The sequence below is a fragment of the Microbacterium sp. PRF11 genome, from assembly GCF_031844085.1.
Lineage (GTDB): Bacteria > Actinomycetota > Actinomycetes > Actinomycetales > Microbacteriaceae > Microbacterium.
In genome coordinates, this window is sequence record NZ_JAUZUP010000001.1 from 513161 (window position 1) to 527087 (window position 13927).

Here is a 13927-nt window from a genome sequence, read left to right on the forward strand (position 1 = left end):
GACCGGGCACGGCGCACCGCGGGAGAACACCGACGCCCCTCCCGCGCGCCAAGAACGGGAGGGGCGTCGATTCGAGGGCTCGCGCGGTCCGCGGGATGCCGCGGGCGCGGCGAGCCGGCTTCAGGACCGCTGCAGGCGGTATCGCAGAGCCGCGAGCTCGGCGCGCAGAGCGGCCGGCAGGTGCGATCCGAACGTGTCGAAGAACTCCTCGGTCAGGTCGGCCTCGGCGAGCCAGGAGTCCCGGTCGATCGAGAACAGCTCCTCGAGGTCGGCGGCCGGCAGGTCGAGGCCCGACAGCTCGAGGTCTTCGACCTTCGGCAGGCGGCCGATCGGGCTGTCGACGGCATCCACCTGTCCGTCGATGCGGCGGATGATCCAGTCGATCACGCGGGCGTTGTCGCCGAACCCGGGCCAGAGGAAGCGGCCGTCGTCGCCCTTGCGGAACCAGTTGACCTGGAAGATTCGCGGCGCGCGGTCGAAGCGGAGCTTCTGGCCGACCTTCAGCCAGTGGCCGAAGTAGTCGCCCATGTTGTACCCGCAGAAGGGCAGCATCGCGAAGGGGTCGCGGCGGAGCTCGCCGACGGTGCCCTCTTGGGCCGCGGTCTTCTCGCTCGAGACCGTCGAGCCGATGAACACCCCGTGCGACCAGTCGGTGGCCTCGACGACCAGCGGCACGTTCGTGGCGCGGCGACCGCCGAAGAGGATCGCATCGAGCGGCACGCCCTCGGGCGCCTCCCAGTCCTCGGCGATCTGCGGGCACTGCGCAGCCCCCACGGTGAAGCGCGAGTTGGGGTGCGCCGCCGGGCGACCCGACGCGGGCGTCCAGGGCTTGCCCTCCCAGTCGATGAGGTGCGGGGGCGCCTCGTCGGTCAGACCCTCCCACCAGACGTCGCCGTCGGGGCGGAGCGCGACGTTCGTGAAGATGGTGTTGCCCCACAGCGTCTCGATCGCGGTGACGTTGGTGGACTCACCGGTGCCGGGCGCGACGCCGAAGAAGCCGGCCTCGGGGTTGATGGCCCAGAGGCGGCCGTCCTCGCCGGGGCGGATCCAGGTGATGTCGTCGCCGAGGGTCTCGACGCGCCAGCCGGGGATCGTCGGCCGCAGCATCGCAAGGTTCGTCTTGCCGCAGGCCGAGGGGAACGCCGCAGCCACGTGGTACGCCGTGCCCTTGGGGTCGATCACGCGGATCAGCAGCATGTGCTCGGCGAGCCAGCCCTCGTCGCGCCCGATGACCGACGCGATGCGCAGCGCGAAGCACTTCTTCGCCAGGATCGCGTTACCGCCGTAGCCCGAGCCGAACGACCACACCTCCAGGGTGTCGGGGAAGTGGACGATGTACTTCTCGTCGTTGCAGGGCCACGCCACGTCGTCCTGTCCGGGAGTCAGCGGAGCACCAACCGAGTGCACGGTCTTGACCCACGGCGCCCCCTGGGCGATCTGCTCCGTGACGGCGGTGCCGACGCGGGTCATGACGCCGATGGATGCCACGGCGTAGGCGCTGTCGGTGATCTGCACGCCGATGTGGCTGAGGGGTCCGCCGACCGCGCCCATCGAGAACGGCACGACGTACATCGTGCGCCCGCGCATGGAGCCCTCGAAGACGCCGTTCAGCGTCTCGCGGATCTCCGCCGGGGCGATCCAGTTGTTCGTGGGGCCGGCATCCTCTTCGTTCTCGGAAGCGATGTAGGTGCGCGACTCGAGGCGCGCGACGTCGCCGGGGTGCGACCGTGCGAGGTAGGAGCCGGGACGCCACTCGGGGTTGAGCTTGATGAGCTTGCCCTCGTCGACCATCTCGCGAAGGAGGGCGTCGTTCTCGGCGGCGGAGCCGTCGACCCAGTGGATGCGGTCGGGCTGCGTGAGGGCGGCGACCTGGTCGACCCAGGCCGTCAGGGCGGCGAGGCCCGGGCCCTCGACGGCGGGGCGGACGCCGTAGCCGGGACGCCGTGCGGGGGCGGCGGTCGCGGCGGCGCGACCCTGGGGGCGGGCGGCGAAGATGTCGGCAAGTGCCATTGTCGTTCTCCTCGATTGAGAGCGAATTCGGTGGTCTTCCTCCATAGTGAGGGCGATCAAGGGGGTCTTTCCACGCAATCTGCGTGCAAGAAGGGTAATTCTTTCGCTATCGTCAAGGAATGGCTTCGACTTTCGAACTGACGACCCTGGGTCATCGCATCCGCCATCACCGACTCGCCCGCGGGTACACCCTCGACGAGCTCGGCGCCCTGGTCGGGGTCGCCGGCAGTCAGCTGAGCCTGATCGAGAACGGCAAGCGCGAGCCCAAGCTCTCGCTGTTGCAGGAGATCGCGCGCGCCACCGAGACTGACGTCACCGAGCTGCTCTCCCGGGAGCCCCCGAACCGTCGGGCGGCCCTGGAGATCGAGCTCGAACGGGCCCAGACCAGCCCGTTCTTCCGGCAACTCGGCATCCCTCCCGTCAAGGTGACCAAGGGGACCAGCGACGAGACGATCGAGGCGGTGCTGGGCTTGCATCGCGAACTGCAGCGCCGCGAGCGCGAGACGATCGCCAGCCCCGAGGAAGCGCGTCGCGCCAACACCGAGCTGCGTCTACGCCTGCGCGAGACCGCCAATCACCTCCCCGAGATCGAGCGTCTCGCCGAGAAGCAGCTGAAGGCCGCCGGTCACAGCACGGGCGCACTGACGCACCGGACGGTGAGCATCATGGCCGAGCAGCTGGGCTTCGAGCTCATCTACGTCAGCGACCTACCGCACTCCGCGCGTTCGGTGACCGACCTCGAGAACGGTCGCATCTATCTGCCCCCGGCGTCGATCCCCGGTGGCCACGGTCTGCGCTCGATGGCATTGCAGGCCATGGCGCACCGCCTACTGGGGCACCGCCCACCCACCGACTACGCCGACTTCCTGCAGCAGCGGCTCGAGATCAACTACTACGCCGCGTGCTGCCTCATGCCCGAGACGGGTGCGGTCGCGTTCCTCACGCAGGCGAAGAAGGACCGCAACCTCGCCGTCGAGGACTTCCGCGACGCGTTCGGCGTGACGCACGAGGCCGCCGCGATGCGCATGACCAATCTCATGACGACGCATCTCGGCATCCGTCTGCACTTCCTGCGCGTCGACGGCGACGGGGCCATCTCGCGCGTGTACGAGAACGACGGGCTGCCGCTGCCCACCGACGTCACGGGGTCGGTCGAGGGGCAGATCGTGTGCAAGAAGTTCTCCGCGCGCTCCGCGTTCGCCGAGCACAACCGCACGACCGAGCACTACCAGTACACCGACACCCCGGCGGGGACGTTCTGGTGCTCCACGCAGACGGGCACCACCAGCGACGGCGACTTCTCGATCACCGTGGGCGTGCCGTTCGACGACGCACGTTGGTTCCGCGGCCGCGAGACCGCCAAACGCGGCGTCTCGCACTGCCCCGACGAGTCGTGCTGCCGCCGCCCCGACGCCGAGGCCGCCGAACGCTGGCAGGGCAAGGCGTGGCCGAGCGCACGGGTGCACCGCCACATGTTCTCGCCGCTCCCCCGCGGGATGTTCCCCGGCGTCGACGACGCCGAGGTGTTCGCGTTCCTGGACCGGCACGCGGACGGCTGACGCCGCTCTCGCGTGAGTCGCCAGGATTTGTCGCTTCGCACGGCCCGGAAGCGACAAGTTCTGGCGACTCGCGCGATCCACGCCCGGATGCCACGGTCCCCGGGCCCTCGCGGGGCGCGGGATCGTGGCATCCGGGGGCTCAGGCGTAGGGGTTCGCCGTCAGCGTGTACTTCGTCTGCAGGTACTCGTGGATGCCCTCGTCGCCGCCCTCGCGGCCGAGGCCCGACTGCTTCCAGCCACCGAAGGGGGCGGCGGCGTTGGAGACGACGCCGACGTTGAGGCCCATCATTCCGGTCTCGAGCTTGTCGATCATGCGCTGACCGCGCGCGAGCGACTCGGTGAAAACGTACGAGACGAGGCCGTACTCGGTGTCGTTCGCGAGGCGCACGGCGTCGTCCTCGTCGTCGAAGGGGATGATCGCCAGCACAGGTCCGAAGATCTCCTCGCGGAGGATGTCGCTGCCCGGCTGCACGTCCGACACGACTGTGGGCTCGAAGAACGTTCCCGAGCCGTCGATGGGCGATCCGCCGGTCGTGACGGTCGCGCCGCGCTCGACGGCATCCCCCACCAGGGTCTTGGCCTTGTCGACCGCGCGGTCGTCGATGAGGGGTCCGATCTGCACACCCTCCTCGGTGCCGCGGCCGATCTTCATGCCCTGCACGCGCTCGGTGACACGGGCGGTGAACTCCTCGACGACGCTGCGCTGCACGATGAAGCGGTTGGCGGCGGTGCACGCCTGGCCGATGTTGCGGAACTTCGCGAGCATCGCACCCTCCACCGCCTTGTCGAGGTCAGCGTCGTCGAACACGACGAAGGGCGCGTTGCCGCCGAGCTCCATCGAGGTGCGCAGCACCCCGGGGGCGGCCTGCTGCAACAGCTTCACGCCGACCGGGGTCGAGCCGGTGAACGAGAGCTTGCGCAGGCGCGGGTCGGAGATGATGCGCTCCGAGACCGGGCCGGTGTTCGTGGTGGTGACGACGTTGACCACGCCCGCCGGGAGGCCTGCATCCTGCAGGATCTGCGCGAAGAACAGCGTCGTGAGCGGCGTGAGGGTCGCGGGCTTGATGACGACCGTGCACCCGGCGGCGAGCGCGGGGGCGATCTTGCGGGTGGCCATCGCGAGGGGGAAGTTCCAGGGGGTGATGAGGTAGCACGGCCCCACGGGGTGCTGCGAGACGATCATGCGGCCGGTGCCCTCGGGGTTGGCGCCGTAGCGGCCCTGGGTGTGCGCGGTGACCTCGCTGAACCAGCGGAGGAACTCCCCGCCGTACCCGACCTCGCCGCGCGCCTCGGCGAGGGGCTTGCCCATCTCGAGCGTCATCAGCAGCGCAACGTCCTCCTTGCGCTCCTGCAGCAGGTCGAAGGCGCGGCGGAGGATCTCGGCACGCTCGCGCGCGGGGGTCGCCGCCCACGACGGGAACGCCTCCGCCGCGGCATCCATCGCTTTGATGCCGTCGTCCACGCTTGCATCCGCGATCTCGATCAGCACGTCGCCGGTGGCGGGGTCGTTCACGGCGACGGTCCTGCCGCCCTCGGCCGCATGCCATTCGCCGTTGATCAACAGACCGGTGGGCACGGATGCCAGCAGCTCGCTCTCGCGCGGATCAGTCATGAGTCCTCCTGGATCGGGGCGGGGTTCCTCGCCCATTCTTCTCAGCCCGCGGAGCGGTGCCGATATACGTCCTGTACAAAGGGGCTGCCGCGGTCGCCGCAACGGCCAGCCGCCGCCGCGCGCCGCCCCGCACTCTTCCCGCGATAAACGCCGCTGCGAGTGAGACACGTCGCGTGCCGCCGTGTCTCACTCGCGGGAGCGTTCATCGCGAGGAAACCACCGCCGGCGCCGCCAGCACGCCGCCGAGGAAGCGCTCGAGCCCCGCCGTGTCGCTCAGCGGCAGCACGTGGGCCACGTACTGGTCGGGGCGCACGACGACCACGGCGCCCTCGGCCCCGATCCCGCGTTCGGCGAAGATGTCGCTGCTCGTCCACGCCGAGGGCGCGGCCGCGAACACCTTCTCGAGGTCGGTCAGGCCCAGGGGGCCCGACTTCGGACGGAACAGCGACGGCACGTCGACGATCTCCTCCCAGCGGCCGGGATAGATCGCCTTCACGTCGAACACCGCGTCGAGGTCTGCTCCGGCGGGTGTGAAGCGCTCCACGATCGGGCGCGCGGCCTGGGCCCAGTCGCGCAGCGCCGAGCCCTCGGCATCCGCGAAGGCGTACACCCGCCAGCGCCCATCGGCCTTCGCGTGGTGACCGAGGTGCACGGGATTGCCGTCGCACACCCGCACGACCTCGACGCTGTGGAAGCGCTTGCCGACGGGGAATCCGGATGCCAGCTCCGCCGCCGCGTCCGCCGCGACGATCGCGGACGAGGCGTAGTGCGTGCCGAAGCCGGAGGGGAACTCGGCGGTGGCGAGGTAGTAGGTGGCGAGCTCGTCGGGGTCGGTGATCTCGCCGGGCTTGCGCGCCATGAGCGACGACCACTCACGGTCGAAGTCGATGAGCTGCTGCGCGACCGGGCGCCGCTCGGCGTCGTAGGTGCGCAGCAGCTCGGCGGGGGCGAGGCCGGTGAGCACGTGCCCGAGCTTCCAGCCGAGGTTGAAGCCGTCCTGCATCGAGACGTTCATGCCCTGGCCGGCTTTCGCGCTGTGCGTGTGGCAGGCGTCACCGGTGAGGAAGACGCGGGGGTTCTCGAGGTCGTCGACGAATTGGTCGGTCACCCGGTGACCCACCTCGTAGACGCTGTGCCACGCGACCTGCTTCACGTCGATCGAGTAGGGGTGCAGGATCTCGTTCGCCCGGCGGATGACCTCGTCGATCGGCGTCTGCCGGACCCGGTGGTCGTCGTCGGCGGCCACCTCGCCGAGGTCGATGTACATACGGCTGAGGTAGCCGCCCTCGCGCGGGATGTGCAGGATGTTGCCCGCCGCCGCGTTGATGGCGCACTTGATGCGCCAGTCGGGGAAGTCGGTCTCGACGAGCACGTCCATCACGCCCCAGGCGTGGCGGGCGGCGGCTCCGACGTGCGTGCGGCCGATCGCCTGACGCACGCCGCTGCGCGCCCCGTCGCATCCCGCGACGTAGGTCGCACGGATGGTGCGCTCCCCCTCGTCCGTGCGCACCCGCACCTCGACGTGGTCGTCGCGCACCTCGAGGCCGAGGAACTCCACGCCGTAGTCGGGGCGCACGCGCGCCGGTCCGTTCGCGGCAGCCTCGGCGAAGTAGTCGAGCACCCGCGCCTGGTTGACGATGAGGTGCGGGAACTCGCTGATCTTGAGGCCGTAGTCCTCCGTGCGGGTCGTCCGCACGATCCGGTCGGGGTCCTCCGGATCCGGCGCCCAGAAATTCATCCACCCGATGTTGTACGCCTCCGCAGTGATGCGATCCGCGAATCCGAACGCCTGGAAGGTCTCGACGCTCCGGGGCTGGATGCCGTCCGCCTGGCCGAGAGGCAGCCGCCCCTCGCGCTTCTCGATGAGGCGTGTCGTGAGCTGGGGGAACTGCGACATCTGGGCGGCGAGCAGCATTCCGGCGGGGCCCGACCCCACGATGAGCACGTCGACCTCGTCGGGGAGGCGCTCGGGCCGGTCGATGCCCGTCCCGGCGGCGTTCTGCACGCGCGGGTCGCCCGAGACGTAACCGTGGTGGTGGAACTGCATCGTTTCTCCTGACGTCGATGTCGAGGTTGCCGTGGAGCGCGCCGTGTTCTATATTCGAACGCAACGTTCTGCTTTCGAACGAGAGGTTAGCCGAGCCATGCCCGCACGGCAAGACACGACGCCCGCGTCGCAGACGCTGAGCCGCGGTATCCGCCTCCTGGAAGAGCTGGCCGACGCCCGCACTCCCCTCTCGATCGACGACCTCGCCGCACGCGTCGACCTCCACCGATCAGTGGCCTACCGGCTTCTTCGCACCCTCGAAGACCACGGCCTGGTGACGAGGGATGCCGCCGGCGCCGTCCGCCTGGGAACGGGTCTGGCCGCGCTGGCCGCGGGCGTCGCCGCCGATCTGCAGGCCGAGGCCCTGCCCGAGCTCACCGCCGCGGCGAACGAGCTGGGCATGACGTGCTTCCTCGTGGTGCTCGACCACGACGAGTGCGTGACGCTGACCAGCGTCGAGCCGCGCCACGCGACGACGACCGTGGCGCAGCGGCCGGGGGCGCGGCATCCGGTCACCCGGGGAGCTCCGGGCCGGGCGATCCTCGCGCAGCTGCCCCCGCGCCGCTGGCCCGAGGCCGTCGACGCCCGGCTCGCCGCCGAGGTCGCCGAGGCCGCGGAGCGCGGGTGGGCGACGAGCCACGACGAGGTGATCCCCTCCTTGCGCGCGGTCGCCGTGCCGCTCAGCGTGCAGGGTCGGGAGCCGGCGGCCGTCGCCGCGGTGCACGTGGCGACCGAGCTCGACGACGCCGCGATCGCCGCACGTCTGGCGGCGGCAGCCGAGGCGATCCGCCGGGCGCTGTAGCCACCGACCCGCGTGAGTCGCCAGAATTTGTCGCTTCTGACGTTCCCGAAGCGACAGATCTTGGCGACTCACGCCCCTATACTCGATCCCGTCAGTCGCACGAGGTCGTGCGTCGCTGCTCGAAAAAAGGGCACGTAGCGCGAGAAGCGCGAGACACATACGGCATCCATCCGTCCCGTCTCGAAAGGCTCCTCCGTCATGCCCACCGTCTCCGCGCACGTCGCGCACACCCTCGCCCGCCACATCGACACCGTCTTCGGCGTCATGGGCAACGGCAACGCGTACTTCCTCGACGCCCTCGGGCGCGAGACCCCCTCGGGCTTCGTCGCCGTGCGGCACGAGGCCGCCGGTGTCGTCGCCGCCGACGCGCACTACCGCGCGAGCGGACGCCTCGCCGCCGCGACCGCCACCTACGGCGCCGGCTTCACCAACACGCTCACCGCCCTCGCCGAGGCCGTGCAGGCGCGGACCCCGCTCGTGCTGATCGTGGGCGACGAGCCGACCTCGGGCCCTCGCCCGTGGGGCGTCGACCAGATCGCCCTGGCCTCCGCGGTGGGCGCGCGCACCTATACGGTGGGCCACAGCGACGCCGCGGCCACCATCGTCATCGCGATCGAGCACGCCCTCACCTATCGCCTGCCCGTGGTCCTCGGCATCCCGTACGACGTCGCGACCCGCGAGGTGGGACCGATTCCGGATGCCGACGCCCCCGGCGCCGCCCCCCGCGTCACGCCCGAGCATCCCCCTCTCGGCGCCTACGCCGACGCGGTGATCGACCAGATCGCCGACGCGCTGGCCTCGGCCGAGCGTCCCCTCCTTCTCGGCGGCCGCGGCGCCTGGCTCGCCGGGGCGGGGGCGGCCCTCGACGACCTCGCCGCCACCGCGGGCGCCTTGACGACGACGAGCGCCCTGGGACGCGGACTGTTCTCGAACCCCGCGCGCGACCTCGGCGTCGCGGGCGGCTTCGGAGCTCCCGGCGCGATGGAACTCGTGCGCGAGGCCGACGTCGCCGTCGTGTTCGGTGCCGGCCTCAACCAGTTCACGATGCGCTTCGGTGAGCTCTTCGCGCCCGGCACGCGTGTCTTCCAGGTCGATCTCGCACCGACCGCGACCCACCCGCACATCGGCGGATACGTACGGGGGGATGCCACCGACGTCGCCATCGAGATCACCCGCCGCCTGCGACTGCGCGGTGCGACCGGGTCGACCTGGGGTCACGGCCTCGACCTCGTCTCCGCCAGACGCCAGCCCGCGGGTCAGGGGCTCGGTCCTGACGGCCGCCTCGACCCGCGCACCGCCGCCTCACGCATCGCGGAGCTGCTGCCGGAGGACCGGGTGGTCGTGTCCGACGGCGGGCACTTCCTCGGCTGGTCGAACATGTATTGGCCCGTGGCCTCACCCGACCGCATGATCATGGTCGGAACCGCGTACCAGTCGATCGGGCTCGGGTTCCCGAGCGTTCCCGGCGCCGCCGTCGCGCGCCCGGACTCGACGATCGTGCTCACCACCGGCGACGGCGGCGGACTCATGGCCCTCGCCGACCTCGAGACCGCGGTGCGGGTCGCGGGCGGCCGCGGCATCGCCGTGGTCTGGAACGACGCCCAGTACGGCGCCGAGGTGCTCAACTACGGCCTCAAGGGCCTGCACCCCGACCCGATGCTCATCCCCCAGGTCGACTTCGCCGCCGTCGCGCGCGGCTTCGGCGCCGAGGGCGTGGTGGTCGAGTCGGTCGACGACCTCGAGGCGCTGGCATCCTGGGTGTCCCGGCCGGTCGAGGACCGCCGCTTCCTGCTCCTGGACCTCCGCGTGAGCGCGGACGTGGTGGCGCCGTACTGGGAGGAGATCGCGGCGCAGTGACGCCGTGCCGCCGTGCCGGGCTCCGGAGAAATGGGCGCGAGGAGCGCCTTCTGGCACCCGGGTGACCTCGGCGCCCACCCATCTCCGGAGCCCGGCGCAGCCGCTACCCCGGCCGGCCCGCCGTCGCCGCAGCCCACGGGACTCCGGAGCCCGACACGCGCGCGCACGCTGAAGAGCCCCGCCGCGATCCGCGACAGCGCGGCCCGAGCGCAACGGCGCCGCCGCAACACGCCACGGCCCCGCCGCACCGGAGCGCGACGGGGCCGGAGGTCGTCGGTCAGACCCGCGACAGCCCGCGCACCGGGCTCACCGACTGCTCCGCCTCGTGGTCGGGGCCGAGAGGGATGCCGCTGCGGTCGCGCAGCAGCAGCGTCGCGATCGCGCCGAGCACGACCATCCCCGCGAGGTACCAGGTGACGGACATCGTCGACCCGGTCGCCTTGACCAGTGCCTCGGCGATCGTCGGCGCGAACGCCCCGCCCAGGATCGCGCCGAGCGCGTACGAGATCGAGACGCCCGAGAAGCGGATGGATGCCGGGAACAGCTCCGCGTACAGCGCGGCCTGGGGGCCGTAGGTGAGGCCGAGACCCACGGTCAGCAGCACGAGGCCCAGCGTGAGCAGGCCGATGCTGGCCGTGTTGACGAGCGGGAACAGCACGAACACGCCGACCAGCAGCGCCGCCCACCCGATGAGGTACGTGGTGCGCCGGCCGATGACGTCGCCGATCCATCCGCCGATCCAGGTGAAGATGAGCCACGACACGGCCGACAGCGTCACCGCTCCGAGCACGTCGGCGGTCGCCAGGCCCACGGGACCGTCGGGGTTGGTGGCGTAGCGCTGGATGTAGCCGCCCGTGGTCATGTAGCCCACGGCGTTGTTGCCTGCGAAGACGAGGGCCGCGATCAGCACGAGCAGCGCGTGTTTGCGGAAGAGCTGCACGATCGGCATCCGGGTCTTCTCCTTGCGCTCAGCCAGCTCGAGGAACACCGGGCTCTCCTCGACCTTCCGGCGCACGTAGTAACCCACGAGGATCAGCACGAACGACAGCAGGAACGGCACGCGCCAACCCCACGCGAGGAACGCGTCGCCGGGGGCGACGACCGCCATGAGCGCGAGCATGCCGCTGGCGAGCAGCAGGCCGAGCGGCACGCCGAGCTGCGGGGCAGCGCCGAAGAGGCTGCGTTTGGTCTTGGGCGCGTGTTCGACGGCCATCAATACCGCGCCGCCCCACTCGCCTCCCGCGGAGATGCCCTGCAGCACGCGCAGCAGGATCAGCAGCACGGGGGCGGCGACGCCGATGACCTCGTAGGTCGGCAGCACGCCAATCAGCGTGGTCGAGGCGCCCATGAGGATGAGCGTGATCATCAGCACGACCCGGCGTCCGTACTTGTCACCGAGGTGGCCGGCGAGGAACGCGCCGAGGGGGCGGAACAGGAAGCTCAGCCCGACGGTGAGGAACGACAGGATCTGCGCGATCCCGGGCCCTGCCGGGGCGAAGAAGAGCTGACCGAACACGAGCCCCGCGGCCGAGGCGTAGAGGAAGAAGTCGTACCACTCGACGGTGGTTCCGACCACGGTGGCGAAGACGACCCGGCGGCGGTCGCCGGTCGACGAGATGGTTCCGGTGGGCGTGAAGCCCGGCGGTTGAGAGCGGGACATGGAAACTCCTTCGAGACGTCATCGTCAGACCCCGGACGTCGTCGTCGGCGACGAGGCGCGGGTGTTGCTGGGGCGTTCGTCATCGTATACGATTTCGAATACGACGCAAGGGAGCCTCATGACCGACACCACCGACCCCCGGTTCGCCGTCCTCGGCGCCCGCCCGGGCAAGATCGTGGCCGTCCACCTCTCCTACGGCTCGCGCGCCGACCAGCGCGGCCGCCGCCCGGCCGCGCCCTCGTACTTCTTCAAGCCGTCGAGCTCTCTCGCCCCCTCCGGCGCCGACATCGAACGTCCGGCCGGCACCGAGCTCCTCGCGTTCGAAGGCGAGATCGCACTGGTCATCGGCGAACCCGCGCGATGGGTGACCCCGGATGCCGCGTGGTCGCACGTGGCATCCCTGACCGCCGCGAACGACTTCGGTCTCTACGACCTCCGCGCGAACGACAAGGGCTCGAACGTCCGCTCCAAAGGCGGCGACGGGTACACCCCCCTCGGGCCCGCACTGATCGACGCGCGCGCGGTCGACCCGACCGACCTGCGCCTGCGCACCTGGGTCGACGGCGAGCTCGTCCAGGACGACTCGACTGCCGGCCTCATCTTCCCCCTCACCCAGATCGTCGCCGACCTGTCGCAGCACTTCACCCTCGAGACGGGCGACGTCATCCTCACGGGCACCCCCGCCGGCTCGTCGGTGGTCGTGCCGGGCCAGGTCGTCGAGGTACAGGTGGATGCCGGCCCCCACTCGACCGGGAGGCTCCGCACGACGGTGGTCCAGGGCGACCGGGCGTTCGATGCCGCGATCGGCTCCCTCCCCGCGGTGGACGAGACCCAGCGCACCGAGGCGTGGGGGTCGGCCGAGGCCGCGGCCGCGGCTGCCACCGACACGGGGCGTTCGCGCGCGACTCAGCCTGCACCCGAGCCCTCCCCCGCTCCCGCGACGGATGCCATGACCCCGGCCCTCCGCGAGAAGCTCGGCCGCGTCCCCGTCGCCGCCCTCAGCGGGCAGCTGCGCAAGCGCGGCCTGAACGACGTCACCATCGACGGCGTTCACCCGCTCACCCCGGGCAGCCGCTTCGTCGGGACAGCGCGGACCCTCCGGTTCGTCCCGCATCGCGAGGACCTCTTCGCCTCGCACGGCGGCGGACAGAACGCTCAGAAGCGCGCGTTCGACGCCGTCGGCGAGGGCGAGGTCATCGTGATCGAGGCGCGCGGTGAAACCGGCTCCGGCACGCTCGGCGACATCCTCGCCATCCGCGCCCACGCACGGGGGGCCGCCGCGATCGTCACCGACGGAGGCGTCCGTGACGCCGAGGCCGTTGCCGCCGTCGGCATCCCCGTCTTCACCGCCGGCCCGCACCCCGCCGTCCTCGGCCGGCGCCACGTCCCGTGGGAGACCGACGTCGCCGTCGGCTGCGGCGGAACGACGGTCGAGCCCGGTGACATCCTCGTCGGCGACGGCGACGGCGTGATCGTCATCCCTCCCGCGATCGCCGAAGAGGTGGCCGACGCCGCCCTCGCGCAAGAGGCCGAAGACGCCTGGATCGCCGAGCAGGTGGCATCCGGTCACCCCATCGAAGGACTGTTCCCGATGAATGCGCACTGGCGCGCCCGCTACGAGAGCGAGGTCACCCGATGACGGACGTCACGGCGAGCAGGAGCAAGTCGCAGCAGGCCTACCACTGGATCAAGCAGCGCATCGCCGCCCAGGAGTTCACCCCGGGCTACCGGCTCGTTCTCGGGTCGATCGCCGGTGAGCTCGACATGAGCGTCGTGCCGGTGCGCGAGGCGATCCGCCAGCTCGAGGCCGAGGGCCTCGTCACGTTCGAGCGCAACGTCGGCGCCCGCGTGTCGATGGTCGACGACACCGCCTACCGCTTCAGCATGCAGGCGCTGAGCCTGCTCGAGGGGGCGGCCACCGCCCTGTCGGCCCGCGCCCTCACCACCGACGACGTGCGTCGCGCGCGACAGGTCAACGAGCTCATGGTCGAGACGCTCGAGCACTTCGACCCGCGCGCGTTCACGGCCCTGAACCAGGAGTTCCACGCGATCCTGTTCGAGAAGTGCGCCAACCCGCGCATGCTCGAACTGGTGCAGGCCGAGTGGGCGCGCCTCGGGCACCTGCGCGATTCGACGTTCAGCTTCGTGCCGGGCCGCGCCGCCGAGTCGGTGCGCGAGCACGAGAACATCCTCGTGCTCATCGAGAACGGCGCCCCGCTCGCCGAGATCGAGAAGGTCTCACGGCGTCACCGCTCGGCCACCCTCGACGCCTACATGATCCACGAACACCCCGACCAGGTGCTCGGCCTCCCCGCTTTCTGATGACGGATGCCATGGCCCCCGCCCGCCGTCACGGGCGGCCGGACCGTGGCATCCATCC

General features: G+C 71.0%; 9 protein-coding genes. 5 read left to right on the forward strand and 4 right to left on the reverse strand.

Going from position 1 to position 13927, the window contains the following annotated elements:
• Window positions 1-120: 120 nt before the first annotated feature.
• A complete protein-coding gene (locus tag Q9R20_RS02430; protein ID WP_311247840.1) occupies window positions 121-2010 on the reverse strand; it encodes a phosphoenolpyruvate carboxykinase (GTP) in 1890 nt (629 codons plus the stop codon).
• A 119-nt stretch (window positions 2011-2129) separates the two neighbouring features.
• Between Q9R20_RS02430 and Q9R20_RS02435 the strand changes: the two genes are divergently transcribed.
• Entirely contained in the window at window positions 2130-3569 is a 1440-nt protein-coding gene (locus tag Q9R20_RS02435) for a helix-turn-helix domain-containing protein (protein WP_311247841.1), read from the forward strand.
• Between the two features lie 139 nt (window positions 3570-3708).
• Here the strand turns inward: Q9R20_RS02435 and Q9R20_RS02440 are convergent, their stop codons facing one another.
• Both Q9R20_RS02440 and Q9R20_RS02445 read right to left on the reverse strand, forming a co-directional pair.
• Window positions 3709-5181, reverse strand: a complete 1473-nt coding sequence (locus tag Q9R20_RS02440; protein ID WP_311247842.1) for an NAD-dependent succinate-semialdehyde dehydrogenase — start codon at window positions 5179-5181, stop codon at window positions 3709-3711.
• Window positions 5182-5383: 202 nt separating this feature from the next.
• Complete coding sequence (locus tag Q9R20_RS02445) at window positions 5384-7228, reverse strand: FAD-dependent monooxygenase (RefSeq protein ID WP_311247843.1); 1845 nt, start codon at window positions 7226-7228, stop codon at window positions 5384-5386.
• 97 nt (window positions 7229-7325) lie between these two features.
• Between Q9R20_RS02445 and Q9R20_RS02450 the strand changes: the two genes are divergently transcribed.
• Entirely contained in the window at window positions 7326-8030 is a 705-nt protein-coding gene (locus Q9R20_RS02450; RefSeq protein WP_311247844.1) for a helix-turn-helix domain-containing protein, read from the forward strand.
• A gap of 198 nt (window positions 8031-8228) precedes the next feature.
• Window positions 8229-9887 (forward strand): thiamine pyrophosphate-binding protein, encoded by a 1659-nt coding sequence (locus Q9R20_RS02455; RefSeq protein WP_311247845.1) that lies wholly within the window; start codon window positions 8229-8231, stop codon window positions 9885-9887.
• A gap of 277 nt (window positions 9888-10164) precedes the next feature.
• Here the strand turns inward: Q9R20_RS02455 and Q9R20_RS02460 are convergent, their stop codons facing one another.
• Window positions 10165-11547 (reverse strand): MFS transporter, encoded by a 1383-nt coding sequence (locus Q9R20_RS02460; RefSeq protein ID WP_311247846.1) that lies wholly within the window; start codon window positions 11545-11547, stop codon window positions 10165-10167.
• Between the two features lie 118 nt (window positions 11548-11665).
• Here Q9R20_RS02460 and Q9R20_RS02465 point away from each other — a divergent pair, with 118 nt between their 5' ends.
• Window positions 11666-13186 carry a fumarylacetoacetate hydrolase family protein gene (locus Q9R20_RS02465; RefSeq protein ID WP_311247847.1) on the forward strand — a complete coding sequence of 507 codons (1521 nt, stop codon included), beginning with the start codon at window positions 11666-11668 and terminating at the stop codon, window positions 13184-13186.
• On the forward strand, window positions 13183-13869 hold the full coding sequence (locus Q9R20_RS02470) for a GntR family transcriptional regulator (RefSeq protein WP_311247848.1): 687 nt from the start codon (window positions 13183-13185) through the stop codon (window positions 13867-13869). Before Q9R20_RS02465 ends, Q9R20_RS02470 begins: the two co-directional genes overlap by 4 nt.
• The last annotated feature ends 58 nt before the right edge of the window (window positions 13870-13927 follow it).